The organism is Amycolatopsis sp. AA4 (assembly GCF_002796545.1).
GTDB lineage: Bacteria > Actinomycetota > Actinomycetes > Mycobacteriales > Pseudonocardiaceae > Amycolatopsis.
The window spans coordinates 1,528,715-1,552,942 of record NZ_CP024894.1 but is presented as its reverse complement, the minus strand read 5'-3'; the positions used below and the strand labels follow the sequence as shown (position 1 = coordinate 1,552,942).

Annotated in this window: 23 protein-coding genes and 1 riboswitch; of the genes, 4 read left to right on the top strand and 19 right to left on the bottom strand. The window is 69.6% G+C overall.

Annotated elements, in window-relative coordinates:
• Position 1: 1 nt before the first annotated feature.
• From lipA to CU254_RS07365, 9 genes are all read right to left on the bottom strand, one after another.
• On the bottom strand, positions 2-1,006 hold the full coding sequence (gene lipA / locus CU254_RS07405) for a lipoyl synthase (RefSeq protein ID WP_009074227.1): 1,005 nt from the start codon (positions 1,004-1,006) through the stop codon (positions 2-4).
• Entirely contained in the window at positions 1,003-2,280 is a 1,278-nt protein-coding gene (gene glyA / locus CU254_RS07400) for a serine hydroxymethyltransferase (protein WP_037712871.1), read from the bottom strand. The genes lipA and glyA overlap by 4 nt, the downstream gene beginning before the upstream one ends.
• Positions 2,280-2,657: a glycine cleavage system protein GcvH gene (gene gcvH / locus CU254_RS07395; protein ID WP_009074225.1), complete on the bottom strand. Its 378-nt coding sequence runs from the start codon at positions 2,655-2,657 to the stop codon at positions 2,280-2,282. The genes glyA and gcvH overlap by 1 nt, the downstream gene beginning before the upstream one ends.
• Before the next feature lie 15 nt (positions 2,658-2,672).
• On the bottom strand, positions 2,673-3,761 hold the full coding sequence (gcvT, locus tag CU254_RS07390; protein ID WP_037712869.1) for a glycine cleavage system aminomethyltransferase GcvT: 1,089 nt from the start codon (positions 3,759-3,761) through the stop codon (positions 2,673-2,675).
• Between the two features lie 35 nt (positions 3,762-3,796).
• A complete protein-coding gene (gcvP, locus tag CU254_RS07385) occupies positions 3,797-6,688 on the bottom strand; it encodes an aminomethyl-transferring glycine dehydrogenase (protein ID WP_009074223.1) in 2,892 nt (963 codons plus the stop codon).
• A riboswitch (glycine riboswitch) is annotated at positions 6,672-6,773 on the bottom strand. It overlaps the preceding gene by 17 nt.
• A 243-nt stretch (positions 6,774-7,016) precedes the next feature.
• Positions 7,017-7,784, bottom strand: a complete 768-nt coding sequence (locus tag CU254_RS07380) for a 3-oxoacyl-ACP reductase (protein ID WP_009074222.1) — start codon at positions 7,782-7,784, stop codon at positions 7,017-7,019.
• A 6-nt stretch (positions 7,785-7,790) separates the two neighbouring features.
• Positions 7,791-9,155, bottom strand: a complete 1,365-nt coding sequence (locus tag CU254_RS07375) for an aldehyde dehydrogenase (RefSeq protein WP_009074220.1) — start codon at positions 9,153-9,155, stop codon at positions 7,791-7,793.
• Positions 9,152-9,865: a gamma-glutamyl-gamma-aminobutyrate hydrolase family protein gene (locus tag CU254_RS07370; RefSeq protein WP_009074219.1), complete on the bottom strand. Its 714-nt coding sequence runs from the start codon at positions 9,863-9,865 to the stop codon at positions 9,152-9,154. The genes CU254_RS07375 and CU254_RS07370 overlap by 4 nt, the downstream gene beginning before the upstream one ends.
• Positions 9,846-11,192 (bottom strand): glutamine synthetase family protein, encoded by a 1,347-nt coding sequence (locus tag CU254_RS07365; protein ID WP_037712866.1) that lies wholly within the window; start codon positions 11,190-11,192, stop codon positions 9,846-9,848. Before CU254_RS07365 ends, CU254_RS07370 begins: the two co-directional genes overlap by 20 nt.
• Before the next feature lie 256 nt (positions 11,193-11,448).
• On the opposite strand from CU254_RS07365, the gene CU254_RS07360 reads away from it, so the two are divergent.
• Entirely contained in the window at positions 11,449-11,970 is a 522-nt protein-coding gene (locus CU254_RS07360; RefSeq protein ID WP_009074217.1) for a general stress protein, read from the top strand.
• Between the two features lie 242 nt (positions 11,971-12,212).
• Here CU254_RS07360 and CU254_RS07355 read toward each other — a convergent pair whose 3' ends face one another.
• The 10 genes from CU254_RS07355 to rsmD form a co-directional block, all read right to left on the bottom strand.
• Positions 12,213-13,454 (bottom strand): hypothetical protein, encoded by a 1,242-nt coding sequence (locus CU254_RS07355; RefSeq protein ID WP_009074216.1) that lies wholly within the window; start codon positions 13,452-13,454, stop codon positions 12,213-12,215.
• Positions 13,455-13,491: 37 nt separating this feature from the next.
• A complete protein-coding gene (locus CU254_RS07350) occupies positions 13,492-13,815 on the bottom strand; it encodes a PadR family transcriptional regulator (protein WP_037712861.1) in 324 nt (107 codons plus the stop codon).
• 254 nt (positions 13,816-14,069) lie between these two features.
• Positions 14,070-14,930 (bottom strand): bifunctional DNA-formamidopyrimidine glycosylase/DNA-(apurinic or apyrimidinic site) lyase, encoded by an 861-nt coding sequence (gene mutM, locus CU254_RS07345; protein ID WP_009074213.1) that lies wholly within the window; start codon positions 14,928-14,930, stop codon positions 14,070-14,072.
• Positions 14,931-15,272: 342 nt separating this feature from the next.
• Positions 15,273-16,013, bottom strand: a complete 741-nt coding sequence (gene rnc, locus CU254_RS07340) for a ribonuclease III (protein WP_009074211.1) — start codon at positions 16,011-16,013, stop codon at positions 15,273-15,275.
• Positions 16,014-16,027: 14 nt separating this feature from the next.
• Positions 16,028-16,210, bottom strand: a complete 183-nt coding sequence (rpmF, locus tag CU254_RS07335) for a 50S ribosomal protein L32 (RefSeq protein ID WP_009074209.1) — start codon at positions 16,208-16,210, stop codon at positions 16,028-16,030.
• 75 nt (positions 16,211-16,285) lie between these two features.
• Positions 16,286-16,903 (bottom strand): DUF177 domain-containing protein, encoded by a 618-nt coding sequence (locus tag CU254_RS07330; RefSeq protein ID WP_009074207.1) that lies wholly within the window; start codon positions 16,901-16,903, stop codon positions 16,286-16,288.
• Between the two features lie 279 nt (positions 16,904-17,182).
• Entirely contained in the window at positions 17,183-17,908 is a 726-nt protein-coding gene (locus CU254_RS07320; RefSeq protein ID WP_037716741.1) for a DivIVA domain-containing protein, read from the bottom strand.
• Between the two features lie 154 nt (positions 17,909-18,062).
• Complete coding sequence (locus CU254_RS07315) at positions 18,063-18,782, bottom strand: ribonuclease domain-containing protein (RefSeq protein WP_009074203.1); 720 nt, start codon at positions 18,780-18,782, stop codon at positions 18,063-18,065.
• Between the two features lie 141 nt (positions 18,783-18,923).
• Complete coding sequence (gene coaD, locus CU254_RS07310) at positions 18,924-19,406, bottom strand: pantetheine-phosphate adenylyltransferase (protein WP_009074200.1); 483 nt, start codon at positions 19,404-19,406, stop codon at positions 18,924-18,926.
• 52 nt (positions 19,407-19,458) lie between these two features.
• Entirely contained in the window at positions 19,459-20,025 is a 567-nt protein-coding gene (gene rsmD, locus CU254_RS07305; RefSeq protein ID WP_009074198.1) for a 16S rRNA (guanine(966)-N(2))-methyltransferase RsmD, read from the bottom strand.
• 125 nt (positions 20,026-20,150) lie between these two features.
• On the opposite strand from rsmD, the gene CU254_RS07300 reads away from it, so the two are divergent.
• The 3 genes from CU254_RS07300 to CU254_RS07290 are packed head-to-tail and all read left to right on the top strand — an operon-like array spanning position 20,151 to position 24,113.
• Positions 20,151-22,274, top strand: a complete 2,124-nt coding sequence (locus tag CU254_RS07300; protein WP_037712858.1) for an AAA family ATPase — start codon at positions 20,151-20,153, stop codon at positions 22,272-22,274.
• A gap of 40 nt (positions 22,275-22,314) precedes the next feature.
• Positions 22,315-23,310 carry an LLM class flavin-dependent oxidoreductase gene (locus CU254_RS07295; protein ID WP_199841116.1) on the top strand — a complete coding sequence of 332 codons (996 nt, stop codon included), beginning with the start codon at positions 22,315-22,317 and terminating at the stop codon, positions 23,308-23,310.
• Positions 23,310-24,113: an alpha/beta fold hydrolase gene (locus CU254_RS07290; RefSeq protein ID WP_037712856.1), complete on the top strand. Its 804-nt coding sequence runs from the start codon at positions 23,310-23,312 to the stop codon at positions 24,111-24,113. The genes CU254_RS07295 and CU254_RS07290 overlap by 1 nt, the downstream gene beginning before the upstream one ends.
• The last annotated feature ends 115 nt before the right edge of the window (positions 24,114-24,228 follow it).

Genomic DNA, 24,228 nt, shown 5'->3' with positions numbered 1-24,228 from the left:
CTTAGTTCCTCGCCAGCACGCTGCTGGCTTCTTGGGCCGCCGGCCCTTCGGCGGTCAGGTGAGCGAGGTTCTCCGGCAGTTCCTCGCCGCGGTGTGCCTTGGTCTGGGCGTAGAGCCGTCCGGCGCGGTACGAGGACCGCACCAGGGGGCCCGCCATCACGCCCGGGAACCCGATCGCCTCGGCGGTTTTCGCGTGCTCCACGAACTCCTCCGGCTTGACCCACCGGTCCACCGGGTGATGCCGCGGCGAGGGCCGCAGGTACTGGGTGATCGTGATGATCTCGCACCCAGCGTCGAAGAGATCCTGCAACGCGACGGTGACCTCTTCCGGCGTCTCGCCCATCCCGAGGATCAGGTTCGACTTCGTCACCAACCCCGCCGCACGCGCCTGGGTGATCACGTCCAGGGAGCGGGCGTAGCGGAAGCCGGGGCGGATCCGCTTGAAGATCCGCGGCACGGTCTCCACGTTGTGCGCCAGCACCTCCGGCCGCGACCCGAACACCTCGGCCAACTGGTCGGGTTCGGCGTTGAAGTCCGGAATCAACAGCTCGACACCGGTGCCCGGGTTGAGCGCGTGGATCTGCCGCACCGTCTCCGCGTACAGCCACGCACCGCCGTCGGCCAGGTCATCGCGGGCGACACCGGTGATCGTCGAGTACCGCAGACCCATGGCCTGCACCGATTCCGCGACCTTCCGCGGCTCCGTGCGATCCAGCGCAGCGGGTTTCCCGGTGTCGATCTGACAGAAATCGCAGCGCCGCGTGCACTGGTCACCACCGATCAGGAACGTGGCCTCGCGGTCCTCCCAGCATTCGTAGATGTTGGGACACCCGGCCTCTTCACACACGGTGTGGAGGCCTTCGCGGCGAACCAGGCCCTTGAGTTCGGTGAACTCCGGCCCCATCCGCACCCGCGTCTTGATCCACGACGGCTTCTTCTCGATCGGCGTCTCGCTGTTGCGCACCTCAAGCCGCAACAACTTCCGCCCCTCGGGCTGCGCGCTCATCGGCTCAGGTCCGCGTACAGCGGGTGCTTCTTGGCCAGCAGCTCCACGCGACCCCGCAGCGCCTGCTGGGCGGCCTCGTCGAAGTCCGGTTTCAGCGTCTCGGCGATGATGTCGGCGACCTCGGTGAAGTCCTCGGCGCCGAAACCGCGGGTGGCCAGCGCCGGGGTGCCGATCCGCAGGCCGGAGGTGACCATCGGCGGACGCGGGTCGAACGGCACCGCGTTGCGGTTGACGGTGATCCCGACCGAGTGCAGCCGGTCCTCCGCCTCCTGGCCGTTGAGCTCGGAGTTCACCAGGTCGACCAGCACCAGGTGCACGTCGGTGCCGCCGGTGAGGACGCGGACGCCCGCCTCGGCGCAGTCGGTGCGCGACAGCCGGTCGGCGAGGATCTTCGCGCCTTCCAGGGTGCGCTCCTGGCGCTCGCGGAACCCGTCGGTCGCGGCGATCTTCAGCGCCACGGCCTTGGCCGCGATCACGTGCTCCAGCGGACCGCCCTGCTGGCCGGGGAACACCGCCGAGTTGATCTTCTTCGCCAGCTCCTGGCGGCACAGGATCAGGCCGCCGCGCGGGCCGCCGAGGGTCTTGTGCGTGGTGGTCGTGACGATGTCCGCGTGCGGCACCGGCGACGGGTGCAGCCCGGCGGCCACGAGACCGGCGAAGTGCGCCATGTCGACCATGAGCTTGGCGTCGACGAGGTCGGCGATCCGGCGGAACTCGGCGAAGTCGAGCTGGCGCGGGTAGGCCGACCAGCCGGCGACGATCAGCTTCGGCTTGTGCTCGACCGCCAGCCGCTCGATCTCGGCGACGTCGACGATCCCGGTCTCCTTGTCGACGTGGTAGGCGACCACGTTGTACAGCTTGCCGGAGAAGTTGATCTTCATCCCGTGCGTCAGGTGGCCGCCGTGCGCGAGGTCGAGGCCGAGGATCGTGTCGCCCGGCTTCAGCACCGCGAACATCGCCGCCGCGTTGGCCTGCGCGCCCGAGTGCGGCTGCACGTTGGCGTGCTCCGCGCCGAACAGCGCTTTGGCCCGGTCGATCGCGAGCTGCTCGACGACGTCGACGTGCTCGCAGCCGCCGTAGTAGCGGCGGCCCGGATAGCCCTCGGCGTACTTGTTGGTCAGCACCGAGCCCTGCGCCTCGAGCACGCCGACCGGGGCGAAGTTCTCCGAGGCGATCATCTCGAGCGTCGACTGCTGGCGGTCCAGCTCCGCGGCCACCGCGGCGGCGACCTCCGGGTCCGCTTCGGACAGGTGGGCGTCGAACGGGGAGGTCATCAGTTCTCCTGGGTCAGCTCGGCGTACGCGGACGCGTCGAGCAGCTCCGGGACGTCGCCCGAGAGCCGCACCTTCAGCAGCCATCCTTCGGTGTACGGGTCGGAGTTGATGACCTCGGGGGTGTCCGATGTGGTCTCGTTCACCGCCACCACCTCGCCGCTCACCGGCGAGTACAGCTCGCTGACCGATTTCGTCGACTCGACCTCGCCGAACACCTCGCCCGCGGTGACGGTGTCGCCGACGCCGGGCAGCTGCACGAACACGATGTCGCCGAGCGAACCGGCCGCGAACGCGGTGATGCCCACCGTCGCGACGCCGTCGGAGACCGACAGCCACTCGTGTTCCTTCGTGTAGGACAGGTTCTGGGGGATGCTCACAGCTGGGGGTCCTTTTCAGGCTCGGGAGTAGAAGGGCAGGGCGACGACCTCGACCGGCTCGACGCGGCCCCGGATGTCGACGGACAGCGCGGTGCCGGGCTCGGCGTGCTCCCGGTCTACATACGCCATGGCGATCGGGTAGCCCAGCGTCGGCGACAGCGCGCCGCTGGTGATCTCCCCGATAGTGGCGTCCCCGGACAGCACGGCGTACCCGTGCCGCGGGGCGCGGCGGCCGGTGCCGCGCAGGCCGACCCGCACGCGCGGGACGTCGGCCTTCTTCAGCTCCTCCAGGGCCGCGCGGCCCACGAAGTCGCCCGGCTTCTCGAACTTCACGACCCGGCCGAGACCGGCGGCGAACGGGTTCAGCTCGCGGCTGAGTTCGTTGCCGTACAACGGCATCCCGGCTTCCAGCCGCAGCGTGTCGCGGCAGGCGAGCCCACACGGGACCAGGCCGTGCTCCTGACCGGCCTCGGTCAGCAGCGCCCACAACGCCGGCGCCTCCGCCGCGGGCACGAACAGCTCGAAGCCGTCCTCGCCGGTGTAGCCGGTGCGGGCCAGCAGGACCTCGTGGCCCTTCACGACGGCGGGCATGCTCGCGTAGTACTTCAGCGCGGCGAGGTCGGCGTCGGTCACCGCGGCGAGCACGTCGACCGCCTTCGGGCCCTGCACCGCGATCAGCGCGGTGTCCGCGGACCGGTTGTCCACCACCGCGTCGAATCCGGCGACCCGCTCGGCCAGCGCGTCCGCGACCACGGTGGCGTTGCCCGCGTTGGCCACGACCAGGTACTCCTCGTCGGCGAGCCGGTAGACGACCAGGTCGTCCAGCACGCCGCCGTCGGCGTCGCAGATCATCGTGTAGCGGGCGCGGCCCGGCTTCACGCCGGTCAGGTTGCCGACCAGCGCGTAGTCGAGCACGTCGGCGGCCTGCGGCCCGCGGACGTGGATCTCGGCCATGTGCGACAGGTCGAACAGCCCGGCCGCCTCGCGCACAGCCTTGTGCTCGGCCAGTTCGCTGGCGTAGCGCACCGGCATCGACCAGCCGGCGAAATCGGTGAACAGCGCGCCGAGATCCTTATGGACCTGGTGCAGGGGGGTTTCCGTCACAGGAAGCCTTTCGTTGTCGCGAGCGGAGGTCGCGCTCACGCGTCGTACGCGTCGAGGGGCGGGCAGGAGCAGACGAGGTTGCGGTCGCCGCGCGCCCCGTCGATCCGCCGCACCGGCGGCCAGTACTTGGTCTTGCGCGCCACGCCGACCGGGTACACGGCCAGCTCGCGGTCGTAGTCGGCGGTCCACTCGCCGGCGATCGACGACGCGGTGTGCGGCGCGCCGCGCAGCGGGCTCGTCTCGGCGGTCCAGCGACCGGCGGCGACCTCGTCGATCTCGTGCCGGATGGCGATCATCGCCTCGCAGAACCGGTCGATCTCGGCCAGGTCCTCGCTCTCGGTCGGCTCGACCATGAGCGTGCCCGCGACCGGGAAGGACATGGTGGGCGCGTGGAAGCCGTAGTCGATGAGCCGCTTCGCGACGTCGTCCACGGTCACGCCGGTTTCCTTGGTGATGCCGCGCAGGTCGAGGATGCACTCGTGCGCGACCAGGCCGTCCTGGCCGGTGTAGAGCACCGGGTAGTGCGGGGCGAGCCGGGCGGCGATGTAGTTGGCCGCGAGCACCGCGACCTTGGTGGCCTCGGTGAGCCCGGGCGCGCCCATCATCCGCACGTACGCCCAGGAGATCGGCAGGATCGACGCCGAACCGTAGGGCGCGCCGCTGATCGGGCCGACGCCGGTGTCCGGTCCGGCCTGCGCGAGCAGCGGGTGGTTCGGCAGGTACGGCGCGAGGTGCTCGCGCGCCGCGACCGGGCCGACGCCGGGACCGCCGCCGCCGTGCGGGATGCAGAAGGTCTTGTGCAGGTTCAGGTGCGAGACGTCGCCGCCGAACTCGCCCGGCTTCGCCAGGCCCAGCAGCGCGTTGAGGTTCGCGCCGTCGACGTACACCTGGCCGCCGCCGTCGTGCACGATCTTGGCGAGCCGCTCGATGCCGTGCTCGTAGACGCCGTGGGTGGACGGGTAGGTGACCATGATCGCGGCGAGGTCGGCACTGTGCAGGTCCACTTTGGACTGCAGGTCTTCCAGGTCGACGTTGCCCTCGTCGGTGCACTTGACGACGACCACGCGCATGCCGGCGAGCACCGCGGACGCGGCGTTGGTGCCGTGCGCGGACGACGGGATCAGGCAGACGTCGCGCTCGGGCTGGCCGTTCGCCCGGTGGTAGGCGCGGATGGCCAGCAGCCCGGCGAGTTCGCCCTGGCTGCCCGCGTTCGGCTGCAGCGACACCTGGTCGTAGCCGGTGACCTCGGCGAGCCAGCCGGACAGCTGGCGGACCAGCTCGTGGTAGCCCTCGGCGTCCTCGGCCGGCGCGAACGGGTGGATGCCCGCGAACTCGCGCCAGCTGATCGGCTCCATTTCGGTGGTGGCGTTGAGCTTCATCGTGCACGAGCCGAGCGGGATCATCCCGCGGTCGAGCGCGAAGTCCTGGTCGGCGAGGCGGCGCAGGTAACGCAGCATCGACGTTTCGGACCGGTGGGAGTTGAACACCTCGTGCGTCAGGTAGCCGCTCTCGCGGACGAGACCGTTCGGCAGCGCCTGCGCGGCTTCCCACGCACTGTCGACGCCGAAGGCGCGAAGCACCTTCGCGAGCGTGTCGGGACGCGTGACCTCGTCGCAGGCGATGCGGACGTGGTCGGCGTCGATGTGGCCGAGGTTGATCCCCGCCTCGCGCGCAGCCACGTGCACCTCAGCCGCGCGGCCGGGCACCTTCGCGACGACAGTGTCGAAGAAGGCCTCGTGCGCGACCTCGACGCCACCGGCGCGCAGCGCGTTCGCGAGACCAGCAGCGAGTTCGTGAACCCGCGTCGCGATCGCCTTCAGCCCCTCGGGACCGTGGTAGACCGCGTACATCGCCGCGAGCACCGCGGGCAGCACCTGCGCGGTACAGATGTTGGAGGTCGCCTTCTCGCGACGGATGTGCTGCTCGCGCGTCTGCAGCGCCAGGCGGTACGCAGTGTTGCCGTCCGCGTCCACGGACACGCCCACGAGCCGGCCCGGCAGCGACCGCTCCAGGCCCGCGCGCACCGCCATGTACCCGGCGTGCGGACCGCCGTAGCCCAGCGGCACGCCGAAGCGCTGCGTCGAACCGACGGCGACGTCCGCGCCGAACTCGCCGGGCGCGGCGATCAAGGTGAGCGCGAGCAGGTCGGCAGCGACCGTGTACAGCGCGCCCGCGGCCTTCGCCGCTTCGGAAACCGCGTGGTAGAAACCGCGGCCGCGCAGCACGCCGGAGGCGCCGGGGTACTGCACGATGACGCCGAAGAGCTCCTCGGGCAGCCCGGTGAGCAGGTCGCGCACCTGCACGTCGATGCCGAGGCCGGCGGCGCGCGTCCGCACGACCTCGATGGTCTGCGGGAGGCACTCGGCGTCGAGAACGACCACATTGGACTTCGACTTCGACGCGCGGCGCATCAGCGTCATCGCCTCGGCGGCCGCGGTGGACTCGTCGAGCATCGAGGCGTTGGCGATCGCCAGCCCGGTCAGGTCGGACACCGCGGTCTGGAAGTTCAGCAGCGCTTCGAGACGGCCCTGCGAGATCTCCGGCTGGTACGGCGTGTACGCGGTGTACCAGGCCGGGTTCTCCAGCACGTTGCGGCGGATCACGCCCGGCGTGACGGTGTCGGAGTAGCCGAGGCCGATCATCTGCGTCATCGGCCGGTTGCGCGCGGCGAGCGCGCGCAGCTCGGCGGTGGCCTCTTCCTCGGACGCGGGCGCGGGAAGCGCCAGGTCACCGGCCGTGCGGATGGCGGTCGGCACCGCCGCTTCCACGAGGGCGTCCAGGCTTCCGTAGCCGCATTCGGCGAGCATCTTCGCCCGCTCGGCCTCGCCGGGACCGATGTGGCGGGTGTCGAAGGGGGTGGAGGTGATGGGAGCTCCTCGGGACGGGCACCGGGCGCGGCGGTGCACTGGGAACTCCCCCTCTGTCATGGGCACCTGAGAGTTTCACCGCGCGCTCGGCACGGCTTTCACCTTGGGTGAGGCGCGGGTGCGCCTGCTTTCCAGAGTGGCCTCGCCAAAAGCGGTAGCGGTTACCTGAGAGATTCCGGGGAGTTTGCTCCTTCGGTGTCCCACTGCTGACATGGGACTCTCCCGCTCCGGCTCGAACGGCCCTGTGTTCAATTGTGGGTGCGGCCACCTTACCTGCCGCTTCACGCGCCAGTCTACAACGTCAGGGGTACGCCACACCCCCTTGCCGAACGTGCGTGAGGGGAACCCTCATTGACTCTGATTCCGTCAGGGTTCCCCTCACGTACGGTCACAGCGGGGTCACGTAAGCGCCCGAGATGCCGCCGTCGACGAGGAACTGCGCGGCGGTGATGAAGCTGGCGTCGTCGCTCGCCAGGAAGGCCACCGCGGCGGCGATCTCCTCCGGTTCGGCGAACCGGCCGACCGGAACGTGCACCAGACGGCGAGCCGCGCGCTCCGGGTCCTTCGCGAACAGCTCCTTCAGCAACGGAGTGTTGACCGGCCCCGGGCACAGCGCGTTGACCCGGATGTTCTCGCGCGCGAACTGCACGCCCAGCTCGCGCGTCATGGCGAGCACGCCGCCTTTCGAGGCGGTGTAAGAAATCTGCGACGTCGCGGCCCCCATCACAGCCACGAACGACGCGGTGTTCACGATCGAACCGCGGCCCTGGCGCTGCATGTGCGGCAGCACCGCCTTGCAGCACAGGTACACCGACGTCAGGTTGACCCGCTGCACCTTCTCCCAGGCTTCGATGCCGGTGGTGAGGATCGAGTCGTCCTCGGGCGGCGAGATGCCCGCGTTGTTGAACGCGACGTCGACCGCGCCGAACTCGTCGACGGTCGTCTGGAAAAGGGCCTCGACCTGGTCCGCGTCGGTGACGTCGACCTGGACGAAGGCCCCGCCCACCGCGTCGGCGGCGGCCTTGCCCGGCTCCGGCGCGACGTCGCCGATCACGACCTTCGCGCCCTCGCTCGCCAGTCGTTTGGCGGTGGCGAGGCCGATGCCGCTCGCCCCGCCGGTGATCACCGCGACGCGGCCGTCAAAACGCTGCACCATCGTGGCTCATTCCTCCGTGCTCAAAAAGACGTTCTTGGTTTCGGTGAAGGCGGCCGCGGCGTCCGGGCCCAGTTCGCGGCCGAGACCGGACTGCTTGAAGCCGCCGAAGGGCGTCCAATACCGGACCGAGGAGTGCGAATTCACCGACAGGTTCCCGGATTCGACGCCGCGCGCGACCCGGAAGGCGCGGCCGACGTCGCGGGTCCAGATCGAGCCCGACAGGCCGTACTCGGTGTCGTTGGCCATCCGCACCGCCTCGGCTTCGTCGCGGAACCGGACCACCGCGACGACCGGGCCGAAGATCTCGTCGCGGGCCAGCGGATCGTCCAATCCCGGCGGGAGCACGACCGTCGGCGCGAACCAGTAGCCCGGCCCGGACGGCGCGCTGCCGCGGAAGGCGACCGGCGTCTGGTCGGTGACATAAGAGGAGACTTTGGCGTGGTGGTCCGCGGAAATCAGCGGGCCCATCTCGGTCGCCTCGTCGCCCGGATCGCCCACGACCACGCCCTGCACGGCGGGTTCCAGCAATTCGAGGAACCGGTCGTAAACGGTGTCCTGCACCAGGATCAGCGACCGCGCGCAGCAGTCCTGCCCCGCATTGTCGAACACCCCGTACGGCGCGGTCGCCGCGGCCTTCTCCAGGTCGGCGTCGGCGAACACGATGTTCGCGTTCTTGCCGCCCAGCTCCAGCGTCACCCGTTTCACCTGCGCCGCGCAGCCCGCCATGACCTGCTTGCCGACCTCGGTGGAGCCGGTGAACACGACCTTGCGCACCGCCGGATGCGTGACAAACCGTTGTCCGACAACGGATCCCTTGCCCGGCAGCACCTGGAAGACGTCCTCGGGGATGCCCGCCTCGCGAGCGAGTTCGGCCAGCCGCAGCGCGGTCAGCGGAGTCAGCTCGGCCGGTTTGAGCACGACGGTGTTGCCCGCCGCGAGCGCCGGCGCGAAGCCCCAGCCCGCGATCGGCATCGGGAAGTTCCACGGCACGATCACGCCGACCACGCCCAGCGGCTCGTGGAAGGTCACATTGACGCCGCCGTCGACCGGGATTTGCTTGCCCAGCAACCGTTCCGGCGCGCCTGCGGAGTATTCGAGCAGGTCACGCACGTTGCCCGCTTCCCAGCGGGCGTTGCCGATGGTGTGCCCGGAGTTCTCGACCTCCAGCCGGGCGAGGTGTTCGAGGTCGGCGTCGACCGCGTCCGCGAACCGGCGCAGCAGCCTCGCCCGATCGCCGGGGGCGATCGCCCGCCAGGCCGGGAACGCGGCGTGCGCGCGGGCGATGGCAGCGTCAGTCTCCGCCTCGGTGGTCAGCTCGACCTGGCGCACCACTTCCGCGGTCGCCGGATTGCGCACCTCGAACGTCGTCATTTCCCCTCCTGCGCGGCGTTGACCAGCGCGGCGAACAACCGGACGTCGGCGCCGTCCTGCTCCGGATGCCACTGCACGCCGAGCACGAACTCCCCCGGCAGCTCCGCGGCCTCGATCGTGCCGTCCGCCGCGTGGCCGGACGCGACCAAACCGGAGCCAAGCCGGTCAATCGCCTGATGGTGGTAACACTGGACTTTCGTTTCCTGGCCCAGAATCGCGGCCGCCCGCGTGCCGTCGACCAGGGTGACCGTGCTGGTGCCGAAAGTCGCCGGGGCGGGCTGATGCGTTGCGTCGCCCAGGGTTTCCGGCAGGTGCTGCGTGAGGGTGCCGCCGAGCGCGACGCTCATCACCTGCAGCCCGCGGCACACGCCCAGCACCGGCTTTCCGGCCGCGCGCGCCGCCGCGAACAGGCCGAACTCGAACGCGTCGCGCTCTTCGCGCGTGTACGTCGCGGGGTGTGGCTCCTGGCCGTAACGGCTGGGTTCGACATCCGCGCCGCCGGTGAGGACGAGACCGTCGATGCGTCGCACGAGCGCGTCGTACTGCGTGCTCACTGGCGGCAGCAGCACTGGTATCCCGCCCGCCTTGACCACACAGTCCGCGTACACCCGGTGCAGCACCGTCGCTTCGGTGTCCCAGGCCATGAACTTCGCCTGTTCCGAATAGGTGCTGAGCCCGATGACGGGTGGGTCAGAGTCGTTCGAAACCACGGATGCGCTCCCAATCGGTCACAGCTCGCTCGTACGCTTCGCGCTCGATCCGCGCGGCGTTGAGGTAATGGTTAACTACATCGGCACCGAAGGCATCTCGCGCGATACGGCTGCCTTTGAGGACTTCAGCCGCTTCGGCGAGCGTAACGGGCACAGTCGGCTTGTCGGACTCGTACGCGTTGCCTACGAACTCAGGCTCCAACGGCAGTTCGTTCTCAATCCCGTACAGCCCAGCAGCGACCATAGCGGCGACCGCGAGGTACGGGTTCACGTCTCCGCCGGGTACGCGGTTCTCGACGCGCAACCCGTCACCGTGCCCGACAACGCGCAACGCGCACGTACGGTTGTCCGTGCCCCACGCGATCGCTGTCGGCGCGAAGCTGCCAGGGACGTAACGCTTGTAGGAGTTGATGTTCGGGGCGAAGAAGTACGTCAGCTCGCGCAACGCTTCCAGCTGTCCGGCGAGGAAGTGCTGCATGAGCTTCGAGAAGCCGTGTTCGCCGTCTCCGGGAAGAACCGCTTCGCCGGACTTGCTGCGAAGGCTCAGGTGGATGTGGCAGGAGTTGCCCTCGCGTTCGTTGTACTTCGCCATGAACGTGAGGCTCTTGCCCTCCTGCGCGGCGATCTCCTTCGCGCCGTTCTTGTAGATGCCGTGGTTGTCGCAGGTCGCGAGCGCTTCGGCGTAACGGAAGGCGATCTCGTGCTGACCCGGGTTGCACTCGCCCTTCGCCGACTCCGGGTACAGGCCCGCGCCCGCCATCCCGTTGCGGATCCGGCGCAGCAGCGGCTCGATGCGCGCGGTGCCGAGCATGGAGTAGTCGACGTTGTACTGATTGGACGGTCTGAGGTCGTGGTAGCGCTTGTCCCACGCGGATTCGTAGGAGTCGTCGAACACGATGAACTCGAGTTCGGTGCCCACGTACGCCTTCAGGTCGTGCTCGGCGAGCCGGTCGAGCTGACGGCGCAGCACCTGGCGCGGCGAAACGGAAACCGGGCCGCCCTGCACGCGCTCGACGTCCGCGAGCACCAGCGCGGTGCCCTCCTGCCACGGAATCTCCCGCAGTGTCGCGAAATCCGGCCGGAGCACGAAGTCGCCGTAGCCGCTCTGCCAGGACGAGATGTCGTAGCCGTCGACGGTGTTCATGTCGACGTCCACCGCGAGCAGGTAGTTGCACGCCTCGGTCGCGTGGCCGGCCACCTCTTCGAGGAAGTACTCCGCCGAACAGCGCTTGCCCTGGAGCCGCCCCTGCATGTCGGTGAGCGCGACGAGCACCGTGTCGATCGTGCCGGCCGTCACCCGTTCGCGGAGATCTTCGAGCGTGAGCATTCCTCGCCTGGCCGCCATCGCATCGCCCCAAAGGTTCGGATCAGGTCCTTTGCGGCTCTTTCCTACCCGGCGGCCGGGGCGGGGTCAATCCACTGAAAGGTATTTTCTTAGACCTTTAACCGCCGGGTTGTCGGGTCTCCCCCGCGCGGCGCCTGCTATGTCCGGGTTGCCCGGCTGAGAAGATACTGTGAATCCGGTGCGTCCGGGACCAAATCCGCCGCCTCGTGCGTTGGACCGGGCAAGAGAGGTGAGAGGGATGACTGAAGCATTCACGCAGACCACGTTCAGCCAGCAGCAGGCGCGGCCGCAGCTCCCGACGCTGCCCACCGGGTGGCCGATCGGGTCGTACGAGTCCTACGAACAGGCCCAGCAGGCCGTCGACCACCTCGCGCACGCTGATTTCCCGGTCACCGACGTCACGATCGTCGGGGTCCAGCCGATGCTGGTGGAGCGCATCGCGGGCAAGATGAGCTGGAGCCGGATGCTCAGCAGCGCGGCCATGTCCGGCGCGGTGTTCGGCCTGTTCCTCGGCCTGGTGCTGAGCATGCTCAACCCGGCCGCCGGACTGCTGTCGATCGTGCTCGGCCTGGCCGCCGGTGTCGTGTTCAACGTGGCCTTCGGCGCACTGGGCTACGCGGCGAACCGCAACAAGCGCGGGTTCATCTCGCAAAGCCAGCTGGTCGCGCAGCGCTACGACGTGCTGTCGCAGCCGCGCAACGCCGAGAAGGGCCGCCAGCTGCTGGCGGACCTGGCCGCGCGCTCCGCGTTCAACCACTGAGTTTCGGCACTCGCCTCCCGGGCGCCCGGACCGTTCGCGGATCTGGGCGCCCGGTTTCGCGTTCAAAGGCTCAGGACCACGAGTCCGGCGAGAGACCAATCCCCCCAAAACAAGGCCCAGCTCCAGCGTTTCCAGCCCCCGATCGTCGAACAGGGTCGCGAACCTGCCGAGCGTCCAGCACTGGGCAACTCCTCGTGCGCGCCTATGCCGGTTCTAACCGGCGTTAACACTCACGACCGGCGCTACCTCGTCGGCGGAGCGGGCTTGACCGGGCTGCTCGGCGGAACCGGCGTCCCCGGAGTCCCCGAGGTCGCCGGAGCCTTCGGGATCACCGCCGCGAACGGCACGCCCGCGTCCTCTCGGCAATAGCCGCGATAACCGTTGTAGCCGTTGACATTCCCGTGGTCGTCCTGCACTCCCTCGACGACCTTCGGGCGCGGGAACTGGTTGTCCTGCCCGGTCATCTGGCTCGCGCCGCTGTCCTTCTCACAGCCGTAGCGCGTGATCGTGAGCGGGCGGCCGCGGTCGTCGTAGAGGTAGACGTTCTCGAGCGGTTTGCCGTTCGCGTCGAAGACGTACAGGTTGCTCAGTTCGTGCGAGCCGTAGCGCAGGGCCTCGTTGCCGTGGACGTCCTCGTACATCGACGAGGCGTACGTCGGGGTCGAGTTCGACGAGTAGGTGCGGTCCCGAACGAGGTTGACCGCCGCGCCGAGGCCGCCAAACGCGCTGCCCACCACGAACGCCGAGACCGGCACCGCGATCCACAGCATCCGTCCGTCGGCCTTGATCCGCGGGCCCGCCCACATCACCAGGCCCGCGCCGACGAGCAGCACCGGCAGCAGCAGGACCGCGTGCAGGTCCCGGATCATCAGCAGCAGCCCGAACGCCAGCAGCGCGAACGCGCAGACCACCCACCACGCCGGTTTCAGCGAGTTGAGATACGTGAGCGCGCGGTCGGCCGACCGGTCCTCGCGCATCGACTTCACCACCGCCCGGGCGCGGACCACCTCCGGCAGCTCCCGCAGCGCGTCGACCCCGCGGAGCAGCAGGAACGCCACGCTCACCGCGAACACCGGGGCCAGCACGAGCATCCCGGTCAGCGCCCGGGAATCGAAGCGGACGGCGGTGTAGAACGAGACCATCGCGGTCCCCGCCGCACAGAACACCAAGCCCCACAAGGCAAGCCGCGGCCCGAGCCGGCCCGGCTTCGCCGCCGGGAGGACCTCGGTCGCCGCTTCCGGGACCGCCGGAGCGGGCGGGTAGCCGCCGGACGCGCGCAGTTCGGCCGCGTAGCTCTCCGGCGTGCCGAGCCGCGCGACGAGGTCCTCGACCCGCGCCGCCGCCCCGGCTTCCGCCTCCATCTCGGCCAGCTGCGGCCGGACGTCCTCGAGCAGTTCCTCGACCTCGTTCGCGGGCAGGTCCGCGAGCGCGGTGCGCACCCTCGACAGGTACACCCGCGCGGCCGTCGGCTTGTCCGTGCTCATGCTGCCTCTCCCCGATTCGTGCCGCGTGTCCGCGCGGTCAGGCCCGCTCGTCCACCAAACTGTCCATAATGGACGCAAAGCTGCGCCACGTGCGCGCCGATCCGGCGAGCCGCGCCCGGCCCCGGTCGTTCAAGCTGTAGTACTTGCGGTGCGGGCCTTCTTCGCTCGGAACCACATACGACGTCAGCAACCCCGCCTTGTACAGCCGCCGCAGCGTGCCGTACACCGATGCGTCCCCGACCTCCTCCAGGCCGGCGGTGCGCAGTCTTCGCAGCACGTCGTAGCCGTACCCGTCGTCGTCGCGCAGCACCGCGAGGACCGCCAGGTCCAGCACTCCCTTGAGCAGCTGACTGATCTCCACGGCGTTCCTTCCCCGGTCCTGCGCGACAGAAGGTACCACGCATAGCGCAGTAGTGCGCACGGCGAGCGGTCATCCGGCGGTATCGGTGCCCCTTTTTGCCAGGTCAGCGCGAGACGAACGGTCAGGTATGGCCGCACACCCGCAACGCTCTGCAACTGAGCGTCCAAAGTGGATACTCGGGAGGGCGGGGAACCCTGTGCACGTCGGTCGTCACCGACCTCCCCGCGGGTCTTGGCCAGTCGATCTTCGCCTGGTTAAACCGCCCGAGCCCGCCGCTGGCACCTAGGACACGAAAACGACGACCGATTCATGAACGGCTCCCGCCGGATCGGCGACCCGCACCGACGGCACGGCAGTCCTTCCTGCCCGTACGCATCGAGCGATCGCTCGAAATACCCAGACTCCCCGTTCACGTTCACGTAAAGCGCATCGAACGACGTCCCGCCCGCCAGCAGCGCCGCCGACATCACGTCGCTAGCCGCGGACAGCAACGTCCGCCCCTGTGCGGCAGTGAGCTTCTCGGTCGGCCGCGACCAATGCAGCTTGGACCGCCACAACGCCTCGTCGGCATAGATGTTGCCGACCCCGGACACCAGCGTCTGGTCCAGCAACGCCCGTTTCACCTCGGTCCGCCGCGACCGCAGCGCACGCACCGCCGCCTCCGGATCGAACTTCGGATCCATCGGATCCCGCGCGATGTGCGCGATAGTCCCCGGCAGACTGTCGCCGTCCACCACGACCAGTTCGTCCAAGGCAAGGCCGCCGAACGTCCGCTGGTCGACGAACCGCAATTCCGGCCCGCCGTCGGCGAACCGCACCCGGACGCGCAGATGTTTCTCGTCCGGCGCGCCCTCCGGCTGCACCAGCATCTGGCCGCTCATGCCGAGATGCGCCAGGACCGCCTCGCCGTCGGACAGTTCCAGCCACAGGTATTTGCCGCGCCGCCGGGCCGCCTCGATCGCGACCCCGGCGAGCCGTCCGGTGAAGTCGGCGGCCCCTTGGGCATGCCGCCGGATGGCACGGTCGTGCAACACCTCGACGGCCCGGACGGTACGGCCGGCGACGTGCGCTTCGAGACCGGCGCGGACGGTCTCGACCTCGGGTAGTTCGGGCATGCCCACATTCTGCCCGGCACCACCGACAATTCCGGGCCGGGTGCGGCGCCCAGGGGCTCAGACCCCGCGAGAGCCGGTCTCGGACAGGAACTGCCCGACGGTACGGGGGCCTGCCGGATCCGCAGGTCAGCGGCACGAGAACCAGCAGACACCGTCGAAGCCGGTCCCGCCGCACAAAAACGGGGCTGATCAGCAAACCTCGCCAACCAGCCCCGGCAAAGAGCGAAACTCACGCCGCCCGCACCGAGTCCCCCAGACCACCGGAACCGACGCCAGGCCCGCCGCACAAAAACGGGGCTGATCAGCGAACCGCCAACCAGCCCCGATGAAGAATGAAACGCGTCAGCTCGCGTCGTCGCCCGTGCCGAGTTCCTCCGACAATGCCCGCCAGGCGGTCTCCGCGGCCTTCTGCTCGGCTTCCTTCTTCGTGGTGCCGTTGCCCTCGCCCAGCGCGCGGCCCGCCACCAGCACGGTGGCGGTGAATTCCTTGCGGTGGTCGGGACCGCTGTCCTCGACGCGGTACTCGGGCACGCCGAGTCCCCCGGAGGCGGTCAGCTCCTGCAGGCTGGTCTTCCAGTCGAGGCCAGCCCCGCGCAGCGGAGCCTCGGCCAGCAACCCGTCGAAGAGGTGGTGCACGAGCTTGCGCGCGACCTCGATGCCGTGCGCGAGGTACGTGGCGCCGATGACGGCTTCGAGACCGTCGGCGAGGATGCTCGCCTTGTCCCGGCCGCCGGTGAGCTCTTCGCCCTTGCCCAGCAGCAGGTGCGCCCCGAGCCCGCCCTCGCCGAGCCCGCGCGCGACGCCGGCCAGCGCGTGCATGTTGACGACGCTGGCGCGCAGCTTCGCGAGCTGGCCCTCGGGCAGGTCGGGGTGGGTGGTGTAGAGGTGGTCGGTGACGACGAGGCCGAGCACCGCGTCTCCGAGGAACTCCAGGCGCTCGTTCGGCGGCAGGCCGCCGTGCTCGTACGCGTACGAGCGATGGGTGAGCGAAAGACGGAGCAGCTCGGGGTCGAGTTCGACCCCGAGCGCCTCGAGCAACGATGCGGGATCGGCCGCGGGTCCTCCGACGGGCTTACCCCCCATGGTCGGCTGCCCGCTCAGGCGGGCTCGACGACCTGGCGGCCGTTGTGCTGGCCGCAAGCCGGGCAAGCGACGTGCTGGATTTTCGGCTGGCGGCAGGCGCGGTTGGAGCAGGGCACCAGCTGAACCGGAGCCGCCTTCCACTGGCTGCGGCGGGAGCGCGTGTTGGATCGCGACATCTTCCGCTTCGGGACGGCCACGAGTAGATCTCCTTCAAACGGTCTGCTCGCGGATGCGAGCGAACTTGCTTTCTCCCGGATCGAGCTGGACGCTCGTCAGGCTTGCTCTCCGGAGCCGTGCGCAGGCTTTTCGCCCGCGTTCTCGTCGAATCGCTCGACCAGCGCGGCCCACCGAGGGTCTATCTTCTCATGCCCGTGTCCGGGCTCGAGATCGGCCCACTTGACGCCGCATTCGATGCACAGTCCGGGGCAGTCCTCGCGGCACAGCGGGGCGAGCGGAAGCGCCAGCACCACGGCGTCGCGGACGGTCGGCTCGAGGTCGATCCGGTCGTCCACCAGGCGGGGGATCTCGTCCTCGTCGGTGGTCTCCTCGGTGGCCGAGCCCGGGTAGGCGAACAGCTCGGTCAGGTCGACCTCGACGTGCTCGGTGACCGGGTCGAGGCAGCGCGAGCACTCGCCGGTGGCCACCGCCGCGGCGGTGCCGGTGACGAGGACGCCCTCGACGACCGATTCGAGCATCAGGTCGAGCTCGACGGGCTCGCCCTCGCGGATTTCGAGCACGCCGGGGACGCCGAGCGAGGTCGGCACGGGCGCGCTGCGGCGCAGCTCCCGGCTGAGTCCCGCGCGGCGGCCGAGCTCACGGGTGTCGACGACCCACGGGCTGCGGTCGTCGAGCTGCGCGGGGCGGGGGTTCTGGGCAGGGTTTTCGGACATCGCCTACCAGCGTACGCAGGCCCCGCAACCTCGTTCGAGGCGGTCGGACCTGGCGAGCGCCGATCGCGGCCGGAACCGTGACCGGCACGCACGAGGCCGCGGTGCCCGGCGGTACCGGATGCACGCCGGTCACGCACCCCAATGCGGCATTGGGTGCATGCGACGCACCGAACGCCACATTGGGTGCGTCCGACGCACCCAATGCCACTTTGGGGCGCTCGCCCCGCCGACAGCCTCGAGCATCCGCCCCAACCGGCCGGAACACCCCGAGGCGGTAGGTCAGACCTGGTAGTCGTACAGCGTCGAACGACCGCTGCCGTGGCCGGTCGAAGGCGAGCGCAGGTGGTTGCGGCCCGAGTCGACGGTGCGCAGCGTGGTGGCCAGCAGCTCGGAGAACTCGGCCAGCTTGCCGTCCACGTACGCGTCGCAGTCAGCGCGCTGGCGGTCGGCCTCGGCGTGCGCCTCGTCGACGATGCGGGCGGATTCGGCGTGCGCGGCCTGCACGACCTCGGTCTGCGAGACGAGCCGGGCCTGTTCGGCGCGGGCGTCCTCGATCGCGCGGTCGTAGGCGTCGCGTCCGGCCTGGATCATCCGCTCGGACTCGGCGCGGGATCGTTCGGTGAGGTTCTGGTACTCGGCCTGCCCGCCGGCGACCATGCGCTCGGCCTCGTTGTGCGCGTCGCTCAGCATCTGCTCGGCGCGGGCGCGCGCGTCGGCGAGAATGCGCTCGGCCTCGGACGTGGCGTCCGACACGGTCCGCTCGGCTTCCTCGTTCGCGCCGGCGACGGTCTCCCCCGCCTCCTTGCGCGCGGCGAGCAGCAGGTCGTCGCGCTTGTCGAGCACGTCCTGCGCGTCGTCCACTTCGCCGGGAAGCGCGTCGCGAACGTCGTCGAGCAGCTCGAGGACGTCGCCGCGGGGCACCACGCAGCTGGACGTCATGGGAACCCCACGGGCCTCTTCGACGATCGTGACGAGCTCGTCGAGTGCCTCGAAAACCCGGTACACGGCCACTCCCTCAAGCAGTTTCCCCGATCACTGGCTTCCAGTCTGCCCGCTTCGCAGCCTGAACCGGTGAACGAGCACCCGACCGGGCGTGTCCTGGTGTGTGCCGGAAGGGGCGGTCTCACCCTGCCGGTGCGACCGCCCCGCCCGGCCGGGGTCAGCTGTCGAGATCGATCTTCTGGAAGGTGGCGTAGTGGTCCGGCGTGTAGACGAGCTCGCCGCCCTTGCCGGAGATCACGCGGTCGTCCGTGCCGACGTCGTAGAGCGTGTAGTAGCCGGCGTCGCACGCGGGCAGGACGCCCTCGCGGTTCTGGTAGGTGATGCCGTCGCTGAGGGTGCCGGCGCGCACCCCGTCGACGACCTGCTTGGCGTCGTCAGACAGCGTCGAGTAGCCGACCGCGCTCAGCTTCGACAGGTCGCCGCACTTCGTCGGCGTGCTGCCGCCGTCGATGTCGATGACCTGGAAGGTCGCGTAGTGGTCGCCGGTGTAGAAGTACTCGCCGCCCTGGCCGGTCACGATCCGGCGGGTGCCGCGGGTGCTCGAACCGGGCGTCGGCACGGTGTACTCGTGGTAGTAGCTCGACGCGCAGGAGGGCAGGATCCCCTCGCGGTTGGTGAAGACGACCCCGTCGTTCTTCGGGTACGGGAACGGCCCGTTCGTCTGGATCAGCTTGTAGGTGTCAGTCGCCTCCGGGGGCAGCGCCGACAGCTTGACGTGCGTGAAACCGGACAGATCCCCACAGGAGTTCTGCATCGGCTGCGCGGACGCCGGCGCCGCCGGGGAAAGCGGGACGGCCTCCGCGGCCGTGCCGAACCCCAGGAAACCGACCAGCAGTGCGAAAAGGACACCGACTATGCGGCTGCGATTGTTGGTCATTTTCGGACGGTAACCCGGTCGGGTAGTCCGCAGAATGACGCGAGGTGAACAGCTTCGGGCCGCGGCCGAAGTCCCGACGAAGGCAGTAATCCGTTCAGGCTAAATCGGCCGCTGGGCTGGCGTCGCGGGCGGACGCGCTGCTCAGTCCTGTTTGGCGTAGACCGCGAGAAGGCGTTCGTGGACCACCGGCGGCACCAGGTTCTCGATGTCGCCGCCGAGCGCCGCGATCTCCTTGACCAGCGAGCTGGACACGAAGCCGTACGCCGGATTGTTGGCCATCAGCAGCGTTTCGAGGCCGGTGAGCTCGCGGTTCATCTGGGCCATCTGCAGTTCGTAGTCGAAGTCGCTGACCGAGCGCAGGCCCTTCGCGACCGCGGCGATGTCGTTCTCGCGGCAGTAGTCCACGAGCAGGCCCTGCCACGAATCGACGCGCACGTTCGGCAGTTCCGCGGTGATCTCGCGCAGGATCTCCATGCGTTCCTCGACGCTGAAGAGGCCCTTCTTGCTCTTGTTCACCCCCACCGCGACGACGACCTCGTCGAAGAGCTTCGAAGCCCGCTCGATGATGTCGAGATGTCCGTTGGTGGCCGGATCGTAAGAACCGGGACAGACCGCACGCCGCATGGCGCGGACGCTATCAAGCCGCGCCGCCGCGCGCGCTCTCGTGACGACTGCGTCACACCTCAGATGAGCTGTCGTACTCGGCCCAGTACAGCGCCGTGTCGCCGTAACGCTTGTCGCGAAGCGGTTTGAACGTCGACGGCCAGTCTGGAGCACCGTCGCGCGCAGCCCGTTCGATCACCGTCAGCGCGCCTTCGGCAAGCCAGCCACCACTGTGCAGCGAAGCAAGCACAGAGCCCAGCGAAGCAGCATCGACCGCGTACGGCGGGTCTGCGAGCACGACGTCAAACTGCACTGGCGCAGGCGCGGCGACCACTGTCTCAACCTGACCAGCTCGCACCGTGCCGCCCAGCCGCAAATCGGCGACATTGCCGCGAAGCACGTCTGCCGCGCGACGGTCGGCTTCCACGAACCACGCGTCCGCGGCACCGCGCGAAAGCGCTTCGAGACCGAGCGCGCCCGAGCCGGCGTAGAGGTCGAGCACGCGGGCGCCGTCCAGCTCACCGGCCACTTCGAGGGCGTTGAACAGTGCTTCCCGCACCCGCTCCGACGTCGGGCGGGTGCCCTTGGGCGGCACCTTCAGCCGCCGTCCGCCCGCCTTCCCCGCCACGATCCTCGTCACCCGGCCATCTTCGCCCAAGGCCGCGATGTGGCGTTGGGCAGGACTTGCCGAACCCGCGCGCGCGGGCGCGTAGAGTCGTCCTTCGCCCTGCAGGGGCGCGTTGATGGAGTTCAAGGGAGCGTTGCGTGTCGGAACCCCGGGTGAGACGGGCTGAGATCGCCGTCGAGCAGGCACACGTCGACCGGGTCTACACGCGGCTCGCCGAGCTGCGGACCCAGGCCGAGGCGATGCGGGCCAAGGGCTACGAGCTGGGCCAGGGCGCACAGCGCGAAGCGATCTTCGAGCAGGCGTCGATGCTGTTCGAACGCGACATGATGGTCTACCACGCGAACCAGACCCTGCAGACGCTCGACGCCGAGTACGAGGGCCTGGTCTTCGGCAGGCTGGACCACCTCGACCGCGAGCACATCTACGTGGGCCGCCTCGGCATCCGCGACACCGAGTTCGACAACCTGGTCACCGACTGGCGCGCGCCGGCGGCCGCAGCCTTCTACCAGGCCACCGCCGAGGAGCCGATGGACGTCGTGCGCCGCCGGGTGATCCGCTGCTCCGGGCAGACGGTCCTGGACGTGGACGACGACGTGCTGATCGCCGACGCCGTGCCCGAGGACATGCAGATCGTCGGCGAGGGCGCGTTGATGGCCGCGCTCGGCCGTTCGCGCGGCGAGAAGATGCGCGACATCGTGGCCACGATCCAGAAGGAACAGGACGAGGTCATCCGCGCGCCGTGGCGAGGTGTCACCGAGATCACCGGCGGCCCGGGCACCGGCAAGACCGCTGTCGCGCTGCACCGCGCCGCGTACCTGCTGTACCGGCACCGCCGTCAGCTCGGCGGAGCGGGCGTGTTGGTGGTCGGTCCCTCGGGCGTCTTCACCACGTACATCTCGCGCGTGTTGCCGTCGATGGGCGAAACGAACGTAGAGCTGCGCGCGCTCGGCGAAGTCCTCGACGGTCTCGAAGCGACGCGACAGGACACTGCCGCGCTGGCCGCGATCAAGGGTTCGCTTCGGATGCGAAAGGTGCTTCTGCGCGCGTTGCGCGACACCCCGCCCGAAGCGCCGACGGAGCTGAAGATCGTCTACCGCGGCGAAGTGCTGAAGCTGACCGCGCGCGAGCTGGAGAAGGTACGGCGCAAGGCGCACACGCAAGGCGCGCCGCCGAACCGTTCGCGCGTACGCGTGGCGGAGCTGCTGCTGGCCGCGCTGGCGGACAAGGCCGAGGAGTACGCGAAGGCGGACGGCAAGGAGATCGACCGCGCGGAGCTGATCAACGATCTCGGCGAGCGCATCGACTTCCACCGCTTCCTCGTCGTGTGGTGGCCGGTGCTGTACCCGGCGCAGGTCCTCAAGTGGCTCGGCGACGAGAAGCGGATGGCCGCGGCGTCGAAGGGCATTCTGAACCGGAACGAGATCAGCCTGCTGGCAGCCGATTTCGCGGACCGTTCGCGCGGCTGGTCGGTCGCCGACGTCGCGTTGCTGGACGAACTGCGCGTGCTGGTCGGCCCGGAGCCGAAGCGCCGCCGTCGCCAGACCGTGGTCGAGGTCGCCCCGGAGCGCGGCGGTTCCGGAGGCGCGCCGCACCGTCCGGAGCACTACGACGAGTACTCGCACGTGGTCGTCGACGAATCGCAGGACCTTTCGCCGATGCAGTGGCGGATGATCGGCCGGCGCGGCAAGTACGCGAGCTGGACCGTCGTGGGCGACCCGGTGCAGAGTTCGTGGCCGGATCCGGACGAGGCAGCGCAGGCGCGCGACCAGGCGTTCGGCGTGAAGACCGCGCGGCGGCGCTTCACGCTGCGCACGAACTACCGGAACTCGGCGGAGATCTTCGACCTCGCGGCGAAGGTCGTGGCCGGCCACGCCCGGGCCGACGAACTGCCCAAGGCCGTGCGCACCACCGGAATCGAGCCGGAGGTCCGGCCGGTCGAGCAGGCGGCGCTGGCGACGGCGACGCAGACCGCGGCGAAGGAACTGCTCGGCGCGGTCGAGGGCACGGTCGGCGTGATCACCGCCATGCACCGCGTCGGAGAGGTCGAGGGCTGGCTCGCCGGGCAGACCGACGAGCGGCTGAAGGTCGTCGGGTCCCTCGATTCGAAGGGCCTCGAATACGACGCGGTCGTGCTGGTCGAGCCGATGGACCTCGTCACCGAGTCCTCGACCGGGCGGCGCGTGCTGTACGTCGCGCTCACCCGGGCGACCCAGCAGCTGATCGTGCTCGCCTCGAACCCGGATTGGCTGCCGCACGCGTAAGCCGGGAAGGGAATCGCGGCCGCGCGCGTTACTGCTGTACGTGACTTCCCTGCCTGACGTGCCGCTGTCCGTGCTCGACCTGTCCCCCGTTTCCGAAGGGAAGGGGGTCGGCGAAGCGCTGCGCAATACGCTCGATCTCGCCCGCAACGCCGAGCGGCTGGGCTATCACCGGTACTGGCTCGCCGAGCACCACAACATGCCGGGCATCGCCAGCTCGGCCACGGCGGTGCTGATCGGGCACGTCGCGGACGCCACCGAGTCCATCCGCGTCGGCTCCGGCGGCATCATGCTGCCGAACCACGCGCCGCTCGTGGTGGCCGAGCAGTTCGGCACGCTGGAGGCGTTCCACCCGGGCCGGATCGACCTGGGCATCGGCCGCGCGCCGGGCACCGACCAGCGCACCGCGCTCGCGCTGCGCGGGCCGGGCGGGCTGTCCGCGGAGAACTTCCCCGAGCACCTGATGGAGCTGATCAGCTACTTCGAGCCGGACCCGGCGCGCGGCGTCAACGCGGTCACCGCCGAGGGCAACAAGCCGCCGGTGTGGCTGCTCGGGTCTTCCGGCTTCAGCGCGCAGCTGGCCGGCCGGCTGGGGCTGCCGTTCTCCTTCGCCCACCACTTCGCGGCCGAGAACACCCTGCCGGCGGTGCGGCTGTACCGCGAGAACTTCCAGCCCTCCGAGGTGCTGTCCGAGCCGTACGTGATGCTGGGCGTGCAGGTGATCGCCGCCGAGACCGACGAGCGCGCGGAGTACCTGGCCGGGCCGAGCGGGCTGACCTTCCTCAGCCTGCGCCGCGGCCGCCCGATCGCGCTGCCGACGCCCGAGGACGCCGCCGAGTATCCGTACACCGAAATGGACCGCGCGTTCCTCGCCGAGAGGTTCGGGTCGAGCATCGTCGGCGGGCCGGAGACCGTCCGGAAGGGACTGGACCAGCTGCTGGCCGACACCGACGCGAACGAGCTGATGATCACCACGATGGTGCACGGGCACGAGGACCGGGTGCGCTCGTACGAGATCGTGGCGGACCTGAAGCGCTGATGGAGGTCTTCGACTGGCACGGACAGCAAGTGCGGTGGTCCCGGCAGGGTTCGGGGCCGCCGCTCGTGTTCTGCCACGGCACGCCGTGGTCGTCGAAGCTGTGGGAGCCGATCGCCTCGACGTTCGCGCAGGACTTCACCGTGTACCTGTGGGACATGCCGGGCTACGGCAGTTCCACGATGGTCGAGGGTCAGGACGTCTCGCTGGCCGCGCAGGGCGAGACGTTCGCCGCGCTGCTGGACCATTGGGGGCTCGAAGAGCCGGACGTGGTGGCGCACGACTACGGCGGCGCGGTCAGCCTGCGCGCGTTTCTGTTGCACGGCGCGGCTTATCGATCGCTGGCGCTGGTGGACGTCGTCGCGTTGGCGCCGTGGGGTTCGGAGTTCTTCCGTCTGGTGGCGGAGAACGCGGCCGTGTTCGCGCAGCTTCCGCCGAATTTGCACGAAGCGCTGGTGCGGGAGTACATCGCCGGTGCCGCGCATCGTCCGCTGTCCGCCGAGGCGCACGACATGCTCGTCGCGCCGTGGCTCGGTTCGACTGGGCAGGCCGCCTTCTACCGGCAGATCGCGCAGGCCGATCAGCGGTACACCGACGAAATCGAGCCGCGTTACCGCGAGATCAGCGTGCCCACGCTGGTGGTGTGGGGCACCGAGGACACCTGGATCCCGGTCGACCGCGCGCATCGGCTCGCCGGGACGATCCCGGGCGCCGGACTGGAATTGGTCCGTTCGGTCGGACACCTGATCCAGCTCGACGCACCCGAGGCGTTGACGGCTTCGCTGCACCGCTGGCTCGCCCGCTGAAATATCCGGAAACCGCCGCGCTGGTATTTATTTTCCTGCGCTGACAACCGCATTCCCGGCAGTTGTCAAAACCGCACAAGAATCCGGCGGTTGCTGCGCCGGGACCCCGCGGGGC